We start from the raw sequence: 18,739 nt of genomic DNA, 5'->3' as shown, positions 1-18,739 counted from the left end.
ATTCGGTTACGAAAAAGTCGCTGGCGTCATATCCATCGTATGATGCGTGTATCCACTACAGCAACATTGATAGTATCAATCAACAAATCTCACGTGACAGCTTGTTCAACCTGTCCTAGAGCAGACCGATGGATGAACACATACATCAGCGGCAAGCGGGCCCGGCAGATGCGGGGACCGCACGCTCCCAGTTTTGGGAAGGCTTTGCCAAGGGCCTGCCGATCATGGTGGCGTCGGCTCCCTTCGGCCTGCTGTTCGGCGCGCTCGCCATCGACAATGGTTTCAGCCTTTTTGAAACGGTCCTGATGAGCGCTGCCATTTTCGGCGGCGCCAGCCAGATGGTCGGCATCGAACTGTTCGGCCAGAACATCCCGGCATGGCTGATCGTCTTTTCGATCTTTGCCGTGAACTTCAGGCATGTCCTTTACTCGGCCGCCGTTGGCCGCCGCATCAGCCACTTCAAGCCGCTGCAGAGCCTTCTCAGCTATTTTGTGCTTACAGACCCGCAATATGCGGAAACGGAAAAGCGCGCGGAATCGGGCAGGCCCGTGACCTTCATCTGGTATTTGGGCGTGGCCACGCCGATCTACGTGATGTGGGTTCTGGAGGCCGGTGTAGGAGCGCTGTTCGGCAATCTCATTTCGGATACGCATGCTTTCGGCATCGACATGTTGCTGCCGATCTACTTTCTCGGTCTGGTCATGGGGTTTCGCAAGCGTGACAACTGGGCCGCGATCGTGATCGCAAGCGCCTTTGTGTCGATCATTGCCTATAAGACGATCGGTTCCCCCTGGCACGTCAGCATCGGCGCTCTTGCCGGCATTCTGGTGGCCGTCATCGTCGCCAAGCCGGAAAAATCGCAGGAGCAGCACTGATGTCGTCGATAACCTGGATTATCATAGCCGGCGCCGTCCTGACATACCTGACGCGTATCGGCGGTCATCTGGTGCTCTCGCGTTTCGAGCGCATTCACCCGCGCGTCGAAGTCGCGCTCAATGCTGTCCCCGCAGCGGTTTTGACGACGCTGGTTGCTCCGGCGGCAGCGGAGGCCGATTGGCGCGGATTGGTCGCGCTTGGCTTCGCAGGTCTCGTGGCCCTGCGATTCAATGCGCTGACAATGTTCCTTGCGGGCGCAGCCGTGATTATCCTGCTGCGCCAGTTCGCGTGATAAGGGCCTAGCTCTCGTGGCCGAAAGGCTCGGTCGCGCTGATCAGCCATTCGCGTGCCGGACCCTGCGTGTGCGGCAGCAGCGCCTCGCGCACGCGCGCATGATACGCATCCAGCCAGATCAGCTCTTCCCTTATCAGCAGGCTGGTATCGATCAGCCGCTTGTCGATCGGACATAGCGTGATCGTCTCGAAGCCCATCATTGGAATGTCGCCGCCTTCCGGCACGTCCGGCTCGGTAACGATCAACAGGTTTTCGATGCGGATGCCATACCCTCCGGGTCCGGGCTTGTAATAGCCGGGCTCGTTCGACAGGATCATTCCTGGCAGGAGTTCGTGCGTACCCCGCCGCGAGATGCTCTGTGGCCCTTCATGTACCGAAAGGAATGAGCCGACACCATGGCCGGTTCCATGGCCATAGTCGTAGCCTTGCTTCCACAATTCTATGCGCGCGAGCACATCGATATCCATGCCACGTGTCCCCTTCGGGAAACGCGCGGTGGAAATGGCGATCATGCCCTTGAGCACCAGAGTAAACTTGCGCTTCATGTCCGCGGTCGGCTGGCCGACCGGTAGCGTGCGCGTGATGTCGGTTGTGCCGTCGCGGTACTGTCCGCCGCTGTCGATCAGGAAAAGCTCGCCGTCCTGCAATTTCCGGTTGGACTCCGTGCTGACGCGGTAATGGGCAAAAGCGCCATTCGGGCCGGCACCGGAAATAGTGTCGAACGACAGGTTCTCCAGCGGCATCTGAAAGCTCTCTGCCACGGTCTGGCGCGTCTCTTCCAGTTTCGTCGCAGCGATAATCTCGTCGATTGTTCCTGGGGCTTGCGCATCGATCCAGGACAGGAACGATACCATTGCCACGCCATCGCGCTCATGCGATTTGCGCGCGCCTTCAAGCTCCACCTTGTTCTTGAGCGCCCGGGGCAGGCGCGCCGGATCAACGCCATCCACGACTTTCCCGCCGGCTTTTTCGACGATCAGCCGCAGCTTTTCCGCCGCCAGCGCTGGGTCGAGCATCACGGTCTTGCCTTCGGCGGCGAAGGCAGCCACGTCACTTTCCAGTGTCGAAGGCGCGCGCAGCGTCGACAATTGCGTAAGGTAGGCTTCGGTCTCGATAGGCAGCTTGCGCTTGTCGATGAAAAGCAGCGGTTCTCCCGTCGCTGGAATAAGCGCGAAGGCGAGGGGAAGCGGCGTGTTGCTGACATCATTGCCGCGAATGTTGAAGGCCCAGGCAATAGAGGATGGATCGGTGAGAACAGTCGCATCGGCTTTGGCCTTGGCGACAGCTTCGGCCAGTTCATGCAACTTCTGGCTGGCGAGCTTGCCGGCATATTTCTCCGGCTGGATGGTGACGGCTTCCAGCGGCGGCGCGGGCTGGTCGTCCCAGATCAGATCGACAAGATTGTCCCTGACCGCGACGAGACTGCCCCCATTTTTCTCCAAGGCCTCGCGCAGTGACTTGGTCTCGCTGATCGTGTGCAGCCAAGGGTCGAACCCGATGGTCAGCTTCTTCTCTGCATTGCGCAGCCACACCGGCGGCGGTGTGTCGACAAGGCTTTCAATGGTGAAAACGTCCGGGTCGGTCTGCTCAACGGCCTGCAACGTATAGCGGCCGTCCACGAACAGATAGGCCTTGTATTTCATGATCAGCGCAACGCCTGCGGAGCCGGTAAAACCCGTCAGCCATGCCAGACGGCGGGCGCGGGCGGGCACATATTCGCCCTGATGTTCATCGGCGCGCGGCACAAGAAAACCATCGAGGCCAAGGTTTTCGAGTTCGGCTCGCAGCTTGGCGACACGGGGCGCTCCAGTGGCAGGATTGCTTGTGACCTCAAACGACTGGAACATGGGAATCTGGACCTCTTTGCTTGGCATACGACCCAAAATCTTTGCGATTTTTTGAACAAGGATCATGCGCCAATGATAGGGTCGAAACCTAGCCTCCCGTTTTTACGCACGCAATGGAGGAGTGCATCTGGCAACCGATTTAATCGGGGTTCGAATGCTTTTCCCCAGTGAACGCTGAATTGCTACCGCACCATCCAGCGTTCGCGCAAAGTGCGGGCGCCGTCTTTGACCGCCCGCCATTGGGGAAAGGCATCACCAGGAATCTCCGCCCTCAAACTCAATTGCAGATCGCTGTAATAGATGTTGAGTCGGCAGCTTCCCCCTAGCTCGCAGTCGACAAATATTTCCTCTTTGTCGTCTTCCAAATTGATGTACTGCGTCGATACATTGATAAAGGCATATCCCAATAGTTGAATGAACCGCCCCAGCCACCTAATGTCTGCCTTCTTCTTCGTCCGTTACGGTAAGGGCATCGTTGGCAATGATCCGTTGCATCGACGGCATTTCGCCTGTCTCCATCGGGATTTCCCGCCGGCACGCGTGGCTGATCGGGGTGAAACCGTCAGAGCTGTCAATTGGAATGTGGGAACGTCACCCAGAAAAAGTTTTAAAACGTCGCTTTGGCCTTCAGATGCAGGGTGACCCACCCCTCGCGGCGCAGGGTCTTCATATGAAACAGGCCCTGCACGCGGTAGGCTGCGAGAACCTTTTCCCGTTGCGTCTCGAGAATACCCGAGAGGATGAGCGAGCCTCCCCAGGCAAGATGCTTGCGCATCCCTGGCGCAAGCTGCATGAGCGGCCGGGCAAGGATGTTTGCGACAATCAGGTCGAACGGCGCGGCGGCACGCATTGCGGGGTGATGGAAACCGGTTGCCGTCGCAGTATGCACCCGGGCCGCGACGCCGTTCTTCACCACGTTTTCCTGAGCCACCGCGACTGCGACGGGATCGATGTCTGTCGCAAGCACCGGAATAGGGGCGAGCTTGGCGATGCCGATGGCGAGAACGGCGCTTCCCGTTCCAAGGTCCAGCGCATTGCGCGGGTGTTCCCGGCGGATCACGTCGTTGATCATGTCGAGACAGCCGGAGGTCGTCCCGTGGTGGCCGGTCCCGAACGCTTGTCCGGCGTCGATCTCGATGCCCAGTTCATTGACGCGGCGCCTGCCGCTATCGTGCGAGCCGTGCACGAAAAAACGCCCGGCACGGACAGGCTTCAATCCCTCGAGCGAATGCGCGACCCAGTCGATATCCGGCACCTGCTCGCGCTGCAATTGAAGGCCAAATGCATCGCTTCCGAGCACATCCCGAATGCGCGGCTCGATTTCGTCGGGCTCGAACGTGTAGACGGAAACCTCGAATATTTCGCGGTCTTCATCGATCTCGGCGTTGGAGACGGGCAGACCGTCCTCCTCGAACTCACGTTCGAGCATCGTGAAGATGCGCTCGGCTTCGATCTTGCCGGCGGTAACGAATAGGCGGGTCTGGGTGGTCATCAGGACTCTAGTGCGAGACGTTTCAGTTTCTCGACAGCCGTATCAGGATTTTCGCCATAGGCAATGGTTCCGAAGAAGCCGCCTTCGCTGTCCAGCAGAAAAATCGATGCCGTGTGGTCCATCGTATAATTATTGCCTTCGACAGGGACCTTCCGGGCATAGACTCCGTAGCCCTTCAGCATCGCCGCCATTTTCTCAGGATCGCCGGTCACGCCGGTTATGCGGTCAGACACATTGCTCACATAGGACTTCATGACGGGAACCGTGTCCCGCTCCGGGTCCACGGTGACGAAATATGCGTTGATTTCCGTGCCCTCGGTACCAAGTTTCTTGAGCCAGCCATCCAGCTCGAACAATGTCGTTGGACAGACTTCCGGACAATGTGTGAAGCCGAAGAATATCGCCGACGGCTTTTGCCGGAATGCGGCCTCGGTGATTGGCTCGCCATCCATTGTCGTGAGCTGGAACGGTGTGCCGAAAGGTCCCTGGCTGCCGTTCGCCGGCTGGCGCGACGCCTGGAAGGCAATCCAGCCGGCAGCAATGGCAAGCAAGCCGATTGCCACGATCAGAAGAGGCAGCAGTCGTCTGTTCATGGATGGTTACCCTGGAGCCGTGACCCTACATACACCAGGCCAGTCCCGCATTGACGAGGGAAAGGAAGATGGAATCACCCTTGTTGAACCATGCAGCAAAGGTAAGCCCCGATACTATGGAAGCGGCGAGCGCAAGCGCTGCGTAAAGCATCATTCTCGGCGTGCTGGTGGGCGATGATGTTTTCATGCCTTGATTATAGGATTTTGCCCGGCTTTATGCAAAAGAATTGCCCACTGAAGATAGAGAAAACAATATGGCAGATACTGACGATCCGCGCTTCTCGAACGACCAGCCGCGCATCCATCCAAGCGCCCAGCTGAAGGCCGTCAAGCTCGGCAAGTTTTCCGAGGTCGGCGAACGCGTCATCCTGCGCGATGTGACTGCCGGCGATTTCACCTATTTCGAGCGGCATTGTGAAGGAATATATGCCGATGTCGGGCGGTTTTGCTCGATTGCTGCAAATGTCCGCATTAACGCGCTCGAACACCCGATGGAGCGGCTGACGACGCATAAGATCAGCTACCGGCCGAACGAATTCTTCAAGTACCGCGGTGTGGACGGCGCATTCCGGGCCCGGCGGCAGGCGAAGCGCGTGAGCATCGGCCATGACGTGTGGATCGGGCATGGTGCGGTTGTCATGCCGGCTATTCAGATCGGTGATGGAGCAGTCATAGGTGCCAATGCGGTGGTGACGAAGAATGTCGCGCCCTATACGATAGTCGCAGGCAATCCAGCGCGCTTGATCCGCCTTCGCTTCCCGGCGGAGATCGCCGCGCGGCTGGAGCGGCTGGCTTGGTGGGACTGGCCACACGAAAAGCTCTTTGAAGCCATCCCGGATATTCAGTCGCTTGGCATCGAGGATTTCCTGTCCAAATGGGAAGGTTGAGTTTCCGCCTTCGCTTGTAATCGAACCACTGCGTATCCAATTGTGTTTTGCCAAACGAACCCCCTGGAGTACCTGATGATGAAGCGCTTTCTTGCTGCAATGGCCCTTACGGGCGCGATGGTCCTGCCCGTCCAGGCTGAAGAGGTCGGCAAGGTCGGCGTTGACTGGCTCGGCAATGATATCGTCATCGACGCGGTAACAGACCCGAAGGTCCAAGGCGTCACCTGTCATCTCGCATCGTTCTCACGAGGCATTATCGACCGGCTGCAGAAGGGTAACTGGTTCGAAGATCCGTCCAATTCCTCGATCTCCTGTCAGCAGACCGGCCCGATCACCATCGACGACATCGCGCTTGGCGAAGGGGGCGAGCGCGTCTTTTCCGAACGCACGAGCCTCATCTGGAAGAAGCTCGTCATCACGCGCATCTACGACAAGGCGAATAACGCGTTGATCTACCTCGCGCACGCATCACAGGTACAGGATGGCTCGGCCAAAACGTCGATCTCGACAATCCCGCTCTTTGCCGGGAATGTCAGCTGGTCCAGAGGAAAACCGGAATAATTGCCCTGGCGCCTGGGATTCATTGCAGGAAAGCAAGCAACTTAGACCATTGGCTAATAGGAATTCAATCTTAATTGCTTCAGGATTGATCGGACTTTCAGAAAGGTTTGATCATGAATTTTGAAATAAGGAACCACAGGCTGGGCACCGGCATCTCGAATGCGGATTTTCTCGCTTCGCCTAATACCGCCGGCGCGTTGAAACCGATATTCCTTATCATGCACTATACGGCGAGCGGTCCTGACACTGATATCGCGAAATACTTCTCGAAAAAAGCCGCCAATGTCTCGGCTCATCTGGTGGTCCGGCGCGATGGTTCGGTTACGCAATGCGTGCCATTCAATGTTGTCGCATGGCATGCCGGCAAGAGTGAATGGACAGCCAAAAACGGGGTCCATTACTCCGGATTGAACAACAGCGCCATTGGCATCGAAATGGAAAATTGGGGCCCCCTTCACAAAGGCAATACAGGCTGGACGTCCTGGACCGGGGCTGCGGTTGACGCATCGAAGGTCATCGAGGCCCGGCACAAGTTCGGCGTGCCCTCATGCGGCTGGGAGGTCTTCACGGCTGCGCAGGTCGAGGCCGCCATCGCGGCCGCGCGAGCCATCTGCCGTGAATATGCCATCGTAGACATTATGGGCCATGATGACATCGCGCCTGGCCGCAAGTCTGATCCCGGGCCCGCCTGGGACATGGAAGCGTTCAGGGCGACGGCGAGAGAGACATCCGATCCGCAACAATTTAGGTCGCGAGCTCAAATCGATTTCACAAAACTGTCCAGTACGCGCTTCTGACCGGCCTTGTCGAAGTTGATCGTCAGCTTGTTGCCTTCGATCGACGAGACATTGCCGTTGCCGAACTTGATGTGAAACACGCGGTCGCCAACGTCGAAATTCGAGGGCGTCTCGCTGACGGATTTCGCCACCAGTTCGCCATCGATGGTGCGGCCCTTGACCGAGCCACGCCCGGCGCCGAGAACCGAATCCGTCTCGCCATAGCCGATGCGCTCCACCTTGGAACCGGACCGTGAGCCCCAGTTGTTGCGGGTTGCATCGGAGCGGTTTTGCTGGGCGCGCTGCCAGCCCGGGGTCGAATAGGTGTTCTCAAACGGATCGGCGCGGTCGAAGCGGGATTGGCCATAGCCGCCCCGTCCTCCATAGCCGCCATACGAATCGCCGCCCGCCACAACCTCCACATGCGCCTCGGGCAGTTCTTCGAGGAAGCGGGAAGGAATGGTCGATTGCCAGAGGCCGTGGATGCGTCGGTTGGATACAAACCAGATATGCAGGTTTTTCTTGGCGCGCGTCAGCCCGACATAGGCGAGGCGGCGCTCTTCCTCGAGCCCCGAGCGACCGCCTTCATCCAGGGCACGCTGGTGCGGGAAGAGGCCTTCTTCCCAACCAGGCAAGATCACCGTTTCGAACTCCAGACCCTTGGCCGAGTGAAGCGTCATGATGTTGACAGCATCGAGGTTTTCGTTCTGCTCGGCATCCATGACCAGCGCGACATGTTCGAGGAAGGAGCGCAGCGACTCATATTCTTCCATGGAGCGGATCAGTTCTTTAAGATTCTCCAGCCGCCCCGGTGCTTCCGCGGAACGATCCGCCTGCCACATGGCCGTATAGCCGGACTCGTCAAGAATTTTCTCGGCAAGTTCCGTATGCGGTGTTGAATCTATCTGTGCCTGCCAGCGCTGGAAATTCTCCACGACTTCACGCATGGCAGAGCGCGGCTTGGGCTTCAACTCTTCCGTTTGCACGAGATCGGCTGCAGCATCGAGCATGCTGATATCGCGCGCACGCGCATAATCATGCACCTGCCGGATCGCTGCTTCGCCCAGCCCGCGTTTCGGCGTGTTGATGATACGTTCGAGCGCAAGATCGTCAGCGCCTTGCGCGACAACGCGGAAATAGGCCAGCGCGTCGCGAATTTCGAGACGTTCGTAGAAGCGGGGGCCACCGACAACCCTGTAGTTCAGGCCGAGCGTGACGAAGCGGTCTTCGAATTCGCGCATCTGGAACGAGGCGCGCACAAGGATTGCCATGTCATTGAGCTTGTGGCCCTTGCGCTGGGCCTGCTCGATTTCCTCGCCGACGGCGCGAGCCTCCTCTTCGGAGTCCCAGGCAGCGTGTACATTGACCTTTGCGTCTTCAGGATTGGCCGCGTCTGTAAACAGGGTTTTGCCGAGGCGTCCCTCATTATGCGAGATAAGGAAAGAAGCGGTGCCGAGAATATGGGCGGTCGAGCGATAGTTACGCTCCAGCCGGATCACGACGGCGCCTGGAAAGTCCTTCTCGAAACGCAGGATGTTGTCGACTTCCGCGCCGCGCCATCCGTAGATCGACTGGTCGTCATCGCCGACGCAACAGACGTTCTTGGAACCCTGCGCGATCAGTCGTAGCCACATATATTGGGCTGTATTGGTATCCTGATACTCGTCGACGAGGATATAGCGGAACTTAGCGTGATACTCCTTGAGCACATCCGGATGAGCCCGGAACATGCGGATCGGGTGGCAGAGCAGGTCTCCGAAGTCGCAGGCGTTCAGGGTCTTAAGGCGGTTCTGGTATGCGCTATAGAGTTCGCGTCCCTTGCCATTGGCAAAAGCGCGGGCGTCGCCTTCGGGTATTTCGGAGGGACCAAGGCCCTTGTTCTTCCAGCCATCGATCATGAGCGCAAACTGCTTGGCGGGCCAGCGCTTGTCGTCGAGGCCTTCCGCCTGGATGATCTGCTTGATCAGGCGGACCACGTCATCCGTGTCGAGTATGGTGAAATCGGACTTGAGCCCAACGAGTTCGGCGTGGCGTCGTAGCAGCTTTACGCCGATGGAGTGGAACGTGCCTAGCCAAGGCATGCCTTCGACTGCACCGCCGACCAGAACGCCGATACGTTCCTTCATTTCGCGTGCTGCCTTGTTGGTGAAGGTCACCGCAAGAATCTGGCTTGGCCAGGCTTTGCCGAGCGACAGGATATGGGCGATGCGCGACGTCAGAACGCGGGTCTTGCCCGTACCGGCACCAGCCAGGACGAGTACCGGCCCTTCCGTCGTTTCGACCGCCAGTCGCTGTTCGGGATTGAGGCCGCTCAGATAAGGTGGCGCACCGCGCGCCTGCATGGCGCGTGCAGCTATACCCGAAGGCTGGCGCGGCACATCAGCTTCGTCAAAAATTGGAATATCGTCGGGCAATCCGGACATTTGAACCCAATGTAGTGATTCGGGACCGAAAAACCAGATAAATGCGATACAAAAAGAGAACAATTGCAATTGGAGGCTGTTGTTTACCTGACCGGTTGATGAAATTCCGGCCGCGATATTGCACCTCCCGAATTTAAGGCTTACCCATTTGGACTACGACCTAAGCTACAACCTGAAAGCGATTCTTCTGTTAAAGCAATTCTGGCATGCCTTGACGCATTCGCTGTCATCCGCCGGAAAATCGATGGAGATTTAGGTTCTGCCAAGATTCACGTCAGCCGAAAACGGTGATTTGCGAGGAACCGTGCGCAGCGTATCACATTGATACGTGAGCATCCTACCACTGAAAGTCTCGCTGCTATGGCGCTTTACTTGATGGAGCCTGGCTTGGAAAAGGACACCCACGCATGGCAATCACTCTGACAGCTCTTGTTTTTCTTCTGATCGGTGCGGCGCTCGGTGCGGGAGGTGTCTGGCTCGCTCTGCTTGGCGGCAGCTGGTACTACATCGTCGCGTCACTCGCCTTTCTCCTCACTTCGTACCTTCTCTTCCGCAGGCGCACATCGGCCTTGCTGGTATTTGCCCTGCTCGTCATCGGCACGCTCGGGTGGGCGATATGGGAAATCGGTTTCGACTGGTGGCAGCTTGCGCCACGCGGCGGCGTTATCATCCTGCTCGGGCTCTGGCTGCTCATGCCCTGGATTCGCCGGGGATTGAATGCGGGCGAAGGCACACGGCGTGCCTCGTGGGGCCCGGCCGTTCCCCTGCTGCTGGCGGTCTTCGCGGCGCTCGTGGTTGCGGGTTACTCCATGATGGAGGATCCGCTGCAAATCACGGGTGAGCTTAGCAAAGAGGTGATCGTCGCTTCACCTGATCTCGGCGGTAATGTCGCCGCCGATGACTGGCATCAGTATGGTCGCACACCTTATGGCCAGCGCTATTCACCCCTGAAGGAGATCACGCCGGACAATGTGAATAATTTGCAGGTGGCCTGGACCTACCAGACCGGGGACGTGAAACTTCCCGACGACGTTGGTGAGACCACTTATCAGGTGACGCCGCTCAAGGTGCGCGATACGCTTTACCTCTGCACGCCGCACAATTGGGCCATCGCGCTCGACGCAGCAACCGGCAAGGAAAAGTGGAAGTTCGATCCCAATGTCGGGCTCAATCCTGATCGTCAGCACCAGACATGCCGCGGCGTTTCCTACTATGCCGATCCGGCCGTGCAACCAGGCCAGCCTTGTGCGGAACGGGTCTACCTGCCAACATCTGACGCGCGCCTGATCGCCCTCGATGCGGCAAACGGCCAGGTATGCCCGTCTTTCGGCGACAAGGGCACGCTGCATCTTGAAAAAGGCATGCCGTACAATCCGGCGGGTTATTATTATTCGACATCGCCGCCGGTGATCGCCGCGGGTAAGATCATCGTCGGTGGAGCGGTAAACGACAACTATTCCATTCACGAGCAATCCGGCGTCATACGCGCCTTCGATATCAATACGGGTGCGCTTGTCTGGAACTGGGATTCAGGCAATCCCGATGTCACGACGCCCTTGCCGGATGGGCAGACCTACACGCACAATTCACCCAATAGCTGGTCGGTTTCGAGCGTGGATGAGAAGCTCGGTCTACTCTACGTGCCGCTCGGAAACCAGACTCCCGATCAGCTCGGGGCCGGGCGTTCGGAGAATGTCGAGAAATTCTCGTCTTCGATCGTGGCGCTCGATGTCAATACGGGGCAATTGCGATGGGTCCGCCAGACAGTTCACCACGACCTGTGGGACATGGACATACCGGCGCAGCCCACTCTCGTCGATATCAACACGGCCACCGGCGCCATACCCGCGCTGGTCGGTCCAACCAAGCAGGGCGACATCTATGTGCTTGACCGGCGCACGGGCGAGCCCATCCTGCCCATCAAGGAAGTGCCGGCGCCGACCGGCGCCATCGAAGGTGATTTCACATCGCCGACACAGCCGGTTTCCGATCTGACCTTCATGCCACCGCCCCTGACAGGCAAGGACATGTGGGGTGTCTCGATGTTCGACCAGTTGGCCTGCCGCATCGAGTTCCTGAGGTTGCGCTATGAGGGACGTTATACGCCGCCATCCCTCGAGGGTTCGTTGATCTATCCGGGCAATTTCGGAGTGTTCAACTGGGGCGGCGTCGCGGTCGATCCCGAGCGTCAGATCATGTTCGGCATGCCGACATATCTTGCCTTCACGTCACGACTGGTCCCACGCTCTGAAGTGCCGCCGCCAGACGCCGCCGCCAAGGGCAGCGAGCAGGGGCTCAACCGCAATGAGGGAGCGCCATACGCCGTGTACATGGGCCCGTTCGTCTCGCCCCTCGGCCTCCCGTGCCAGGCTCCACCATGGGGCTATGTGGCTGGCGCCGACCTGCGTACCGGCAAGATCGCGTGGAAACACCGCAATGGTACCGTCCGGGATTCTTCGCCGCTGCCCCTGCCGTTCAAGGTGGGCGTGCCAGGTATCGGCGGCCCCATCATTACGGCGGGAGGCGTGGCGTTCCTTGGGGCAGCCGTCGACGACTTTCTGCGCGCCTATGACGTGACGAGCGGCAAGCAGCTTTGGGAAGCCCGCCTTCCGGCAGGCGGCCAATCTACCCCCATGTCCTTCGCTCTCGGCGGCAAGCAATATGTGGTGATCGTCGCTGGCGGGCACGGCTCGGTCGGGACCAAGCCCGGCGACTACGTCATCGCCTATACGCTGCCGAACTAGGGTATGGGCCGGATTGACTGCGCTTCAAACCGCCTCTAACAATTGAGGCGGCAGATGCAGCCGGCCGCTCGCGGGCCTGACGGCTCAAGGTGAATGTATCGGAAAAAAACGTCGTTTCATCCTTTGATTGGTGAACGGGTCGGCAATGCGGGCACCGATTTTCTTCGTTCACCGTATGCAAAGGAAAAACGATGCGTACATTCAATGACGCCAAGACGATCGCCAAGTCGCTGCGCCAGGCACTCAAGCAAAAGAACATCGAAATTTCCCACAGCGAGGGGCTGGAACTCGTCGCGGCTGGATTCGGCTTCGACAGTTGGAACGTCCTTTCGGCGAAGATCGAAAATGAGTCGCCAACGACGAGTGTCACCGCTTCGTTCGGGCCGGCTATTCCGATCCTGCGGATATTCGACGTGAAGAAGGCCAAGGAATTCTATCTCGATTTTCTCGGGTTCACGCTCGATTGGGAACATCGCTTTGGCGATAATTTCCCCCTGTATTGTCAGGTCTCGCGCTCGGGACTCACGCTGCATCTGAGTGAGCATTCCGGAGACGCCAGCCCGGGCGCGCGCGTCTTCGTCCGCATGAAGGGTATTGATGCGCTGCATAAAGAACTTCACTCCAAAAACTATCGCTTCATGAAACCCGATATTGAACAGCAGGATTGGGGACGAGAGGTGATGGTCATCGATCCTTTCAGCAATCGTATCTCGTTCTGCGAGTAGTTTGACGAGACAGATCTATCCTCTCTGCGGGAGCTTCAAGGGAGCTCCCGTTTTCACTGTGCGGATGGCGAAGTTCGATCGGATGTCCGCAACGCCCGGAAGTGACAACAGCTTCTCGGTAAGGAACCGCTCATAGGCGCTCAAGTCTTCGACAACCACCTCGGCGAGAAAGTCTGCCGTGCCGGAAATAAGAAATGCCGCTGTCACTTCGGGCATGGCAATCAGCGCCGCCTGTTGCGCATCCGAATTTTCTCGGCTGTGCTGGCCGACCTTGATCTCGACGAACACGGTGAGACCGAGACCGACTTCCTTGCGGTCGATGTCCGCGCGGTAGCCGCGGATGACACCCGACTTCTCGAGATTGCGGATCCGGCGCAGGCAAGGCGAGGGTGACAGGTTCACCCTCTCGGCGATTTCGACATTCGTCGCCCTGGCATCCTCCTGGAGCGCTTCGAGTATCCCGATGTCGAATTTATCAATGTTTGGCATAATCAACCTCAAAGAGCGCATGATTATCTGGAAAGTTGCTGAAGCACTAGCTGGCGTGGCATCAACTTGCAAGGACATGCTCACGCCATTCGAACTATCCTGCCGTTCAACCGAAACAATTCAGACAGTTTTGAAAAGGATATTCCGATGGTCGCTCTCAGTTCAGAATCAAGGAAGTCCAATTCCCTTGCCACAGGCTATGCCGGTGCTCTGATCACCGTTCTCATCTGGGCAACCTGGATCATTGCTACCCGCCATAGCAGCGGCACGCATATGGGAACCATCGACCTTGGCCTTGTCCGATACGGTCTGCCGGCGCTGGTCCTGGCACCAGTGTGGCTGAAGACTGGGCTGGTCCCCCGCGATGTTCCGCTTGCCCTGTTAGCGGTCATGGTATGCGGCGCTGGTGCATTGTTCTTTCAGGTCACCACCTTTGCCATTCATTCGACGCCCGCCTCCGCTGTTGGCGTCTTGCTCGGTGGTTCGATGCCGCTTGCCGCTGCGCTTATCGGCGTATTGCTGTTTGGCGAGCGGCCGGATTTCACGCGCTGGCTCGGCCTTGCCTCCATCCTCGCCGGTCTTGCCATTCTCCTTGTGCTTGCGCTGAACGACCATGAGATCACCTGGGTCAGTTTCGTCCTTTTGCCCGCCGGTGCGCTGCTCTGGGCCGCCTATACGCATGCATTCAAGCGTTCAGGCCTGACCGCCCTTGAGGGTGGTGCGCTGATCGCGATCTGGTCGTTTCTCATCCATCTTGGCCTGGCAGGTGTCTATGGCAGCTCTATGCTCGAGGTGCCGCTGCCTGAACTCGGCCTGCAGTTTCTCAGCCAGGGCATTCTGTCGGGTCTTGCCGCGATGCTGGCTTACGGTATCGCCGTCCGTTCGCTTGGCGGCAGCCAGGCAGCCGCGTTCAGCGCCTTGACTCCGGTGCTCGCTGCCTTGGGCGGCGCCATATTCCTTGACGAGACGGTCGGCGTTTGGGAGATTGTCGCAGCACTGGTCACCGGACTTGGCGTTGCCCTTTCAACCGGTGTCCTTTCGCATCGCGCCAAATATTGATGCGAGGACGCACGCCTCGTTCTCCACCGCCTCGGAGGAAGCAAGTTATGAACAAGCCGACAATCACCCAGGCGATGGTCGAAGCCTATGACGAGTATACCCATCTTTCGCTTGACCGCCGTGCCTTCATGGACAAATTGACAAGGCTCGCCGGTTCCGGCGCCGCTGCGGCGATCATCGCTCCGATGCTGGCGGCAAATGCCGCACAGGCCGGCATCATCGCGATAGACGATCCGAGGCTTCGCACTAAGGACATGGTTTTCTCCTCGCCCGCCGGTGAGATAAAGGCCTATCGCGTCAGCCCCGCGGAACGTTCCGGCAAGCTTCCTGCTGTAATCGTCATTCACGAGAACCGCGGCCTGAACGAGCATATTCGCGATGTCACCCGGCGCATTGCCCTTGAAGGGTTCGTAGCGTTGGCCCCGGATCTTTTGTCGTCTGCCGGCGGCACACCGGGTGACGAGGAGAAAGCGCGGGAAATGATCGGCGCCCTCGATCCGAAAACCGCGATTGCGCAGGGCGTCGCCACCATCAACTATCTCAAGCAGGACAAGGGAGCGACAGGCAAGGTCGGTGCCTTGGGCTTTTGCTGGGGCGGCGGCATGGTCAATGACCTTGCCGTCAACTCTCCCGATCTCGATGCGGGGGTTGCCTATTATGGCCGCCAGGCGAAAGCCGAGGACGTCGCGAAGATCAAGGCGCCGTTGCTGCTGCAATATGCGGGACTGGACACCCGGATCAATGCCGGTATCGAGGCCTACAAGAAAGCTCTTGAGGAAAATGGCAAGACGTTCGAAATTCATATCTATGACGGCGCAAACCATGCATTTAACAATGACACGTCGGAAGCGCGCTACGACAAGAGTGCGGCCGATCTTGCCTGGAGCCGCACAATAGCCTTCTTTCAAAAGAATCTGGCCTGAACGGCCGGAGCCTTGTTTAAAAAGTATCGGGGCTGACGGCCGGGATCGAAGAACGAGCGAAGCGCTTGCGGGATCGTTCCAAGGCCATTACTTCTGGTCGAAAGAAGGAATGTCCCTGATGCGAGTTGTTGCCCTTGTCATGAGCCTTGCGCTGTCGATGCTGGTCATCGTCCAGCCGGTATTTGCGCAGGAGCCGGTGTTCCCGGGAGGCTCCGGCGTTGGACTGGTGCCGCCGCCCGGCGTCGTTCTGTCGACCAATTTCAGCGGGTTCGAAGATGCGGCCAAGGGTACTTCCATCGTTGTAACCGAACTTCCCACCGATGCCTATGCCGCGCTCGCGGCGAAATTCAATCCTGAAGGTTTGCGCGAGACCGGCATCGAGGCCGGCCCGGCGGAAAACTGGCCGGTCGAGGGGGCAGTCGTATCGAAGCTCATTCGCGGCAGCCAGGTTGCGGCGGGAATCAAATACCGGAAGTGGGTTGTTCTGGTCGGTGCCAAGACCACCACAGCCATGGTGACGGTGCAGATTCCTGATGGCGTACCTGGCGGTTTGAGCGATGCGGACGTCGAAACTGCCCTGCGGACGATAGCGGTGCGAACGCCGCCCAGCCTCGACGAGCAGGTTGCGGCCTTGCCGTTCAAATTGTCGGACACCGCCGGTTTCCGGCCGGTTCGCGTGATTGCAGGGGCGACCTACCTCTTGACGGATGGGCCCAATGACATTGCGACGAACCCGTCCCAGCCGATGATCATCATTGCGTCAAATCTGAACACGGCTCCGGAGCCCTCGTTGCGAATGGATTTCGCCAAACAGGCATTCGCGTCACTGACCGGGATCAAGGATGTACAATCCAACAATGAAACGAGTTCTCAGGCGAACGGCGCGGAATGGGTCGAGATCGACGGTAGCGGCAAGGATTCCGCCAGCGGCGAGCCGCTCTATGTCGCGCAGATCGCGCGCTTTGAAACCAGCCGATACGTGCGGGCGATCCTGATCGTGAAGGAGAGCGAGAAGGACAAATATTCCGAGCGCTTCCGTAAACTAGCCAAATCCATGACGATCAACTAAAATTGGCCATGGAGAAAAGCTACCGACTCACCAAGAATGAGATACGGCCACTGATCCGTAATTATGGCGGCTGTATCGCGACGGATACGATCACGATCGATGGCTATCCGGTTCGCTTCATGTATCGCGAAGATCCGGACAACGAAATGGATAGCGGCTGGCGTTTCCTCTCCGGCTTCGAGAGCGATGACTATATGGAAGATCCGGATAATAGCGGTATCTTCGACGTCAATACGATCGCCAATTATGATCCCAGCATCATACCTCTTCTGGACGCACCGGTGGGCAGCGTGTTCGAAAAAACCGGTGAACAGGAGCGCTTCGTCGCCGTGACCGACTGGCAGCCCGGGGAAGACGATGAGGATGACGACGAGTAGATCGCCGTACAATTGATCACAGAGAGTTACAACTGGACAAGTCGTGTGCATTCCTCGAAAATGCATACGATATGGACGTCCGCATGGGTGGAGACGGGAATGGCATTGGCAGATGCAGAAGCTTTGCTGCGCAACGAAAACGGTATCGCAACGGTTGTTTCGATCCTGAAGAAGCGCTTTGGTGACAACGCCCAGTCAGGCAAGTCCATCCGCGAACAGCACGCCCATACGACAAGCTATGTGCCAAATCAGGCACCCGATCTCGTCGTGTTCGTTGAATCGTCCGAAGACGTGCAGGAAATCGTGCGGCTGTGCAGTGAGTGGGGTGTTCCTGTCATCGCTTTTGGAACGGGTACGTCTCTCGAAGGCCATGTCAATGCGCCGGCGGGTGGCATCTCGATCGATCTTTCGCGGATGAATCGTATTCTCAAGGTTTACAGCGAGGATCTCAACGTCGTCGTCGAGCCCGGCGTTACCCGCAGGGAATTGAACGAATACCTGCGCGACACCGGGCTGTTTTTCCCCATCGACCCGGGTGCCAATGCCAGCCTCGGCGGCATGGCGGCAACCCGTGCTTCCGGCACCAATGCAGTGCGTTATGGCACGATGCGCGAGAACGTCCTTGCGCTGAAGGCAGTCATGCCGGATGGCCGCCTGATCACCACGTCGAGAAGGGTGAAGAAGACCTCGGCAGGTTACGATCTGACACGGCTTCTGGTCGGTTCGGAGGGCACGCTCGGCATCATCACCGAACTGACGCTGAAGCTTTATGGCATTCCGCAGGCGATCTCCGGCGGCATATGTGCTTTCCCCGATCTTGAAAGCGCCTGCAATGCGGTGATCGAGACCATCCAGATGGGTATTCCGGTGGCACGCATCGAACTCGTCAATGAACTCGAAATGCGAGCGATGATTGCTTATTCGAAGCTCGACTACGAGCCCGCGCCCTATCTCTTTCTAGAGTTCCACGGCAGTGAAACCAGCGTGTCCGAGCAGGCAGAGCTTTTCGGTGAGATCGCCGCTGCCAATGGCGGCGGCGAATTCAGGTGGACTGTCAATTCGGAAGAGCGGGAGAGACTGTGGTCGGCGCGGCACAATTCATATTTCGCCTGCATGACGCTTGCGCCTGGCAAGCAGTCGCTTTCGACCGATGTATGCGTGCCGATTTCGCGTCTGGCGGAATGTATCGTGGAGACCGAGAGAGACATCGAGGCAAGCGGCCTGATCGCGCCCATCGTCGGCCATGCGGGCGACGGCAATTTCCATGTCCTGGTTCTCTTCGACGAGAAGGACCCAGCCGAGATCGAGAAGGTCGAGGCGTTCGTCGACCGGCTCAATTTGCGGGCGATAGCGATGGATGGAACCTGCACCGGTGAACATGGCATAGGCCAGGGCAAGAGAAAATTCCTGCGGGCGGAGCTTGGAGGCGCTGTCGACGTCATGGAAGCGATCAAACGCGCAATCGATCCGGGCAATATCATGAATCCCGGCAAGATCTTACGGCTTTAGGATGACAGATAGATTCAGGGAGCTAAACCGCTGTCTGAAGTCATGAAACGACAATAATATAGTTGAGATATTGCGTGTTTATACCCATTTAGGTA

The 18,739-nt window shown here is 58.2% G+C and carries 18 protein-coding genes; 12 read left to right on the top strand and 6 right to left on the bottom strand.

From position 1 onward, the window contains the following. Window positions 1-128: 128 nt before the first annotated feature. Window positions 129-875 (top strand): AzlC family ABC transporter permease, encoded by a 747-nt coding sequence (locus CU100_RS18950; protein ID WP_106718169.1) that lies wholly within the window; start codon window positions 129-131, stop codon window positions 873-875. Next, window positions 875-1,168 carry an AzlD family protein gene (locus CU100_RS18945; RefSeq protein WP_106718168.1) on the top strand — a complete coding sequence of 98 codons (294 nt, stop codon included), beginning with the start codon at window positions 875-877 and terminating at the stop codon, window positions 1,166-1,168. The genes CU100_RS18950 and CU100_RS18945 overlap by 1 nt, the downstream gene beginning before the upstream one ends. 7 nt (window positions 1,169-1,175) lie before the next feature. On the opposite strand, the gene CU100_RS18940 is transcribed toward CU100_RS18945, so the two are convergent. The 4 genes from CU100_RS18940 to CU100_RS27510 form a co-directional block, all read right to left on the bottom strand. After that, window positions 1,176-3,017 carry an aminopeptidase P family protein gene (locus CU100_RS18940; RefSeq protein WP_106718639.1) on the bottom strand — a complete coding sequence of 614 codons (1,842 nt, stop codon included), beginning with the start codon at window positions 3,015-3,017 and terminating at the stop codon, window positions 1,176-1,178. A 607-nt stretch (window positions 3,018-3,624) separates the two neighbouring features. Beyond that, window positions 3,625-4,509: a 50S ribosomal protein L11 methyltransferase gene (locus CU100_RS18930; protein WP_106718166.1), complete on the bottom strand. Its 885-nt coding sequence runs from the start codon at window positions 4,507-4,509 to the stop codon at window positions 3,625-3,627. Next, complete coding sequence (locus CU100_RS18925) at window positions 4,509-5,102, bottom strand: SCO family protein (protein WP_106718165.1); 594 nt, start codon at window positions 5,100-5,102, stop codon at window positions 4,509-4,511. The genes CU100_RS18930 and CU100_RS18925 overlap by 1 nt, the downstream gene beginning before the upstream one ends. A 25-nt stretch (window positions 5,103-5,127) precedes the next feature. Then, a complete protein-coding gene (locus CU100_RS27510; protein WP_280951622.1) occupies window positions 5,128-5,256 on the bottom strand; it encodes a hypothetical protein in 129 nt (42 codons plus the stop codon). A 100-nt stretch (window positions 5,257-5,356) separates the two neighbouring features. On the opposite strand from CU100_RS27510, the gene CU100_RS18920 reads away from it, so the two are divergent. The 3 genes from CU100_RS18920 (at window position 5,357) to CU100_RS18910 (ending at window position 7,347) form a co-directional block, all read left to right on the top strand. Then, entirely contained in the window at window positions 5,357-5,989 is a 633-nt protein-coding gene (locus tag CU100_RS18920; RefSeq protein WP_106718164.1) for a DapH/DapD/GlmU-related protein, read from the top strand. Window positions 5,990-6,067: 78 nt separating this feature from the next. Next, window positions 6,068-6,550, top strand: coding sequence for a CreA family protein (locus tag CU100_RS18915; RefSeq protein WP_106718638.1), 483 nt, complete (start codon window positions 6,068-6,070; stop codon window positions 6,548-6,550). Window positions 6,551-6,663: 113 nt separating this feature from the next. Continuing rightward, on the top strand, window positions 6,664-7,347 hold the full coding sequence (locus CU100_RS18910; RefSeq protein ID WP_106718163.1) for an N-acetylmuramoyl-L-alanine amidase: 684 nt from the start codon (window positions 6,664-6,666) through the stop codon (window positions 7,345-7,347). Here CU100_RS18910 and CU100_RS18905 read toward each other — a convergent pair. Further along, entirely contained in the window at window positions 7,308-9,749 is a 2,442-nt protein-coding gene (locus CU100_RS18905; protein ID WP_106718162.1) for an ATP-dependent helicase, read from the bottom strand. The two genes, CU100_RS18910 and CU100_RS18905, sit on opposite strands and share 40 nt — an antisense overlap. Before the next feature lie 407 nt (window positions 9,750-10,156). On the opposite strand from CU100_RS18905, the gene CU100_RS18900 reads away from it, so the two are divergent. After that, a complete protein-coding gene (locus CU100_RS18900) occupies window positions 10,157-12,493 on the top strand; it encodes a glucose/quinate/shikimate family membrane-bound PQQ-dependent dehydrogenase (protein WP_106718161.1) in 2,337 nt (778 codons plus the stop codon). Between the two features lie 191 nt (window positions 12,494-12,684). Then, window positions 12,685-13,218 carry a glyoxalase superfamily protein gene (locus tag CU100_RS18895; protein ID WP_106718160.1) on the top strand — a complete coding sequence of 178 codons (534 nt, stop codon included), beginning with the start codon at window positions 12,685-12,687 and terminating at the stop codon, window positions 13,216-13,218. A gap of 15 nt (window positions 13,219-13,233) precedes the next feature. Here CU100_RS18895 and CU100_RS18890 read toward each other — a convergent pair whose 3' ends face one another. Then, window positions 13,234-13,707 (bottom strand): Lrp/AsnC family transcriptional regulator, encoded by a 474-nt coding sequence (locus tag CU100_RS18890; protein ID WP_106718159.1) that lies wholly within the window; start codon window positions 13,705-13,707, stop codon window positions 13,234-13,236. Between the two features lie 147 nt (window positions 13,708-13,854). On the opposite strand from CU100_RS18890, the gene CU100_RS18885 reads away from it, so the two are divergent. From CU100_RS18885 to CU100_RS18865, 5 genes are all read left to right on the top strand, one after another. Next, window positions 13,855-14,766 carry a DMT family transporter gene (locus CU100_RS18885; RefSeq protein ID WP_106718158.1) on the top strand — a complete coding sequence of 304 codons (912 nt, stop codon included), beginning with the start codon at window positions 13,855-13,857 and terminating at the stop codon, window positions 14,764-14,766. A 47-nt stretch (window positions 14,767-14,813) separates the two neighbouring features. Further along, window positions 14,814-15,689, top strand: coding sequence for a dienelactone hydrolase family protein (locus CU100_RS18880; protein ID WP_106718157.1), 876 nt, complete (start codon window positions 14,814-14,816; stop codon window positions 15,687-15,689). Between the two features lie 118 nt (window positions 15,690-15,807). After that, window positions 15,808-16,758, top strand: a complete 951-nt coding sequence (locus tag CU100_RS18875; protein WP_146141877.1) for a hypothetical protein — start codon at window positions 15,808-15,810, stop codon at window positions 16,756-16,758. Between the two features lie 8 nt (window positions 16,759-16,766). Then, the gene (locus tag CU100_RS18870) at window positions 16,767-17,135 is read left to right on the top strand and encodes a DUF2185 domain-containing protein (RefSeq protein WP_106718637.1); all 369 of its coding nucleotides are present in this window, start codon (window positions 16,767-16,769) and stop codon (window positions 17,133-17,135) included. Window positions 17,136-17,234: 99 nt separating this feature from the next. After that, the gene (locus CU100_RS18865; RefSeq protein WP_106718155.1) at window positions 17,235-18,644 is read left to right on the top strand and encodes an FAD-binding oxidoreductase; all 1,410 of its coding nucleotides are present in this window, start codon (window positions 17,235-17,237) and stop codon (window positions 18,642-18,644) included. Window positions 18,645-18,739: the final 95 nt, after the last annotated feature.

This window comes from Phyllobacterium endophyticum, assembly GCF_003010935.1.
GTDB classification, from domain to species: Bacteria; Pseudomonadota; Alphaproteobacteria; order Rhizobiales; family Rhizobiaceae; genus Phyllobacterium; species Phyllobacterium endophyticum.
Note: the sequence above shows the minus strand (reverse complement) of the source record. Positions and strands in the feature narration are given on the sequence as shown.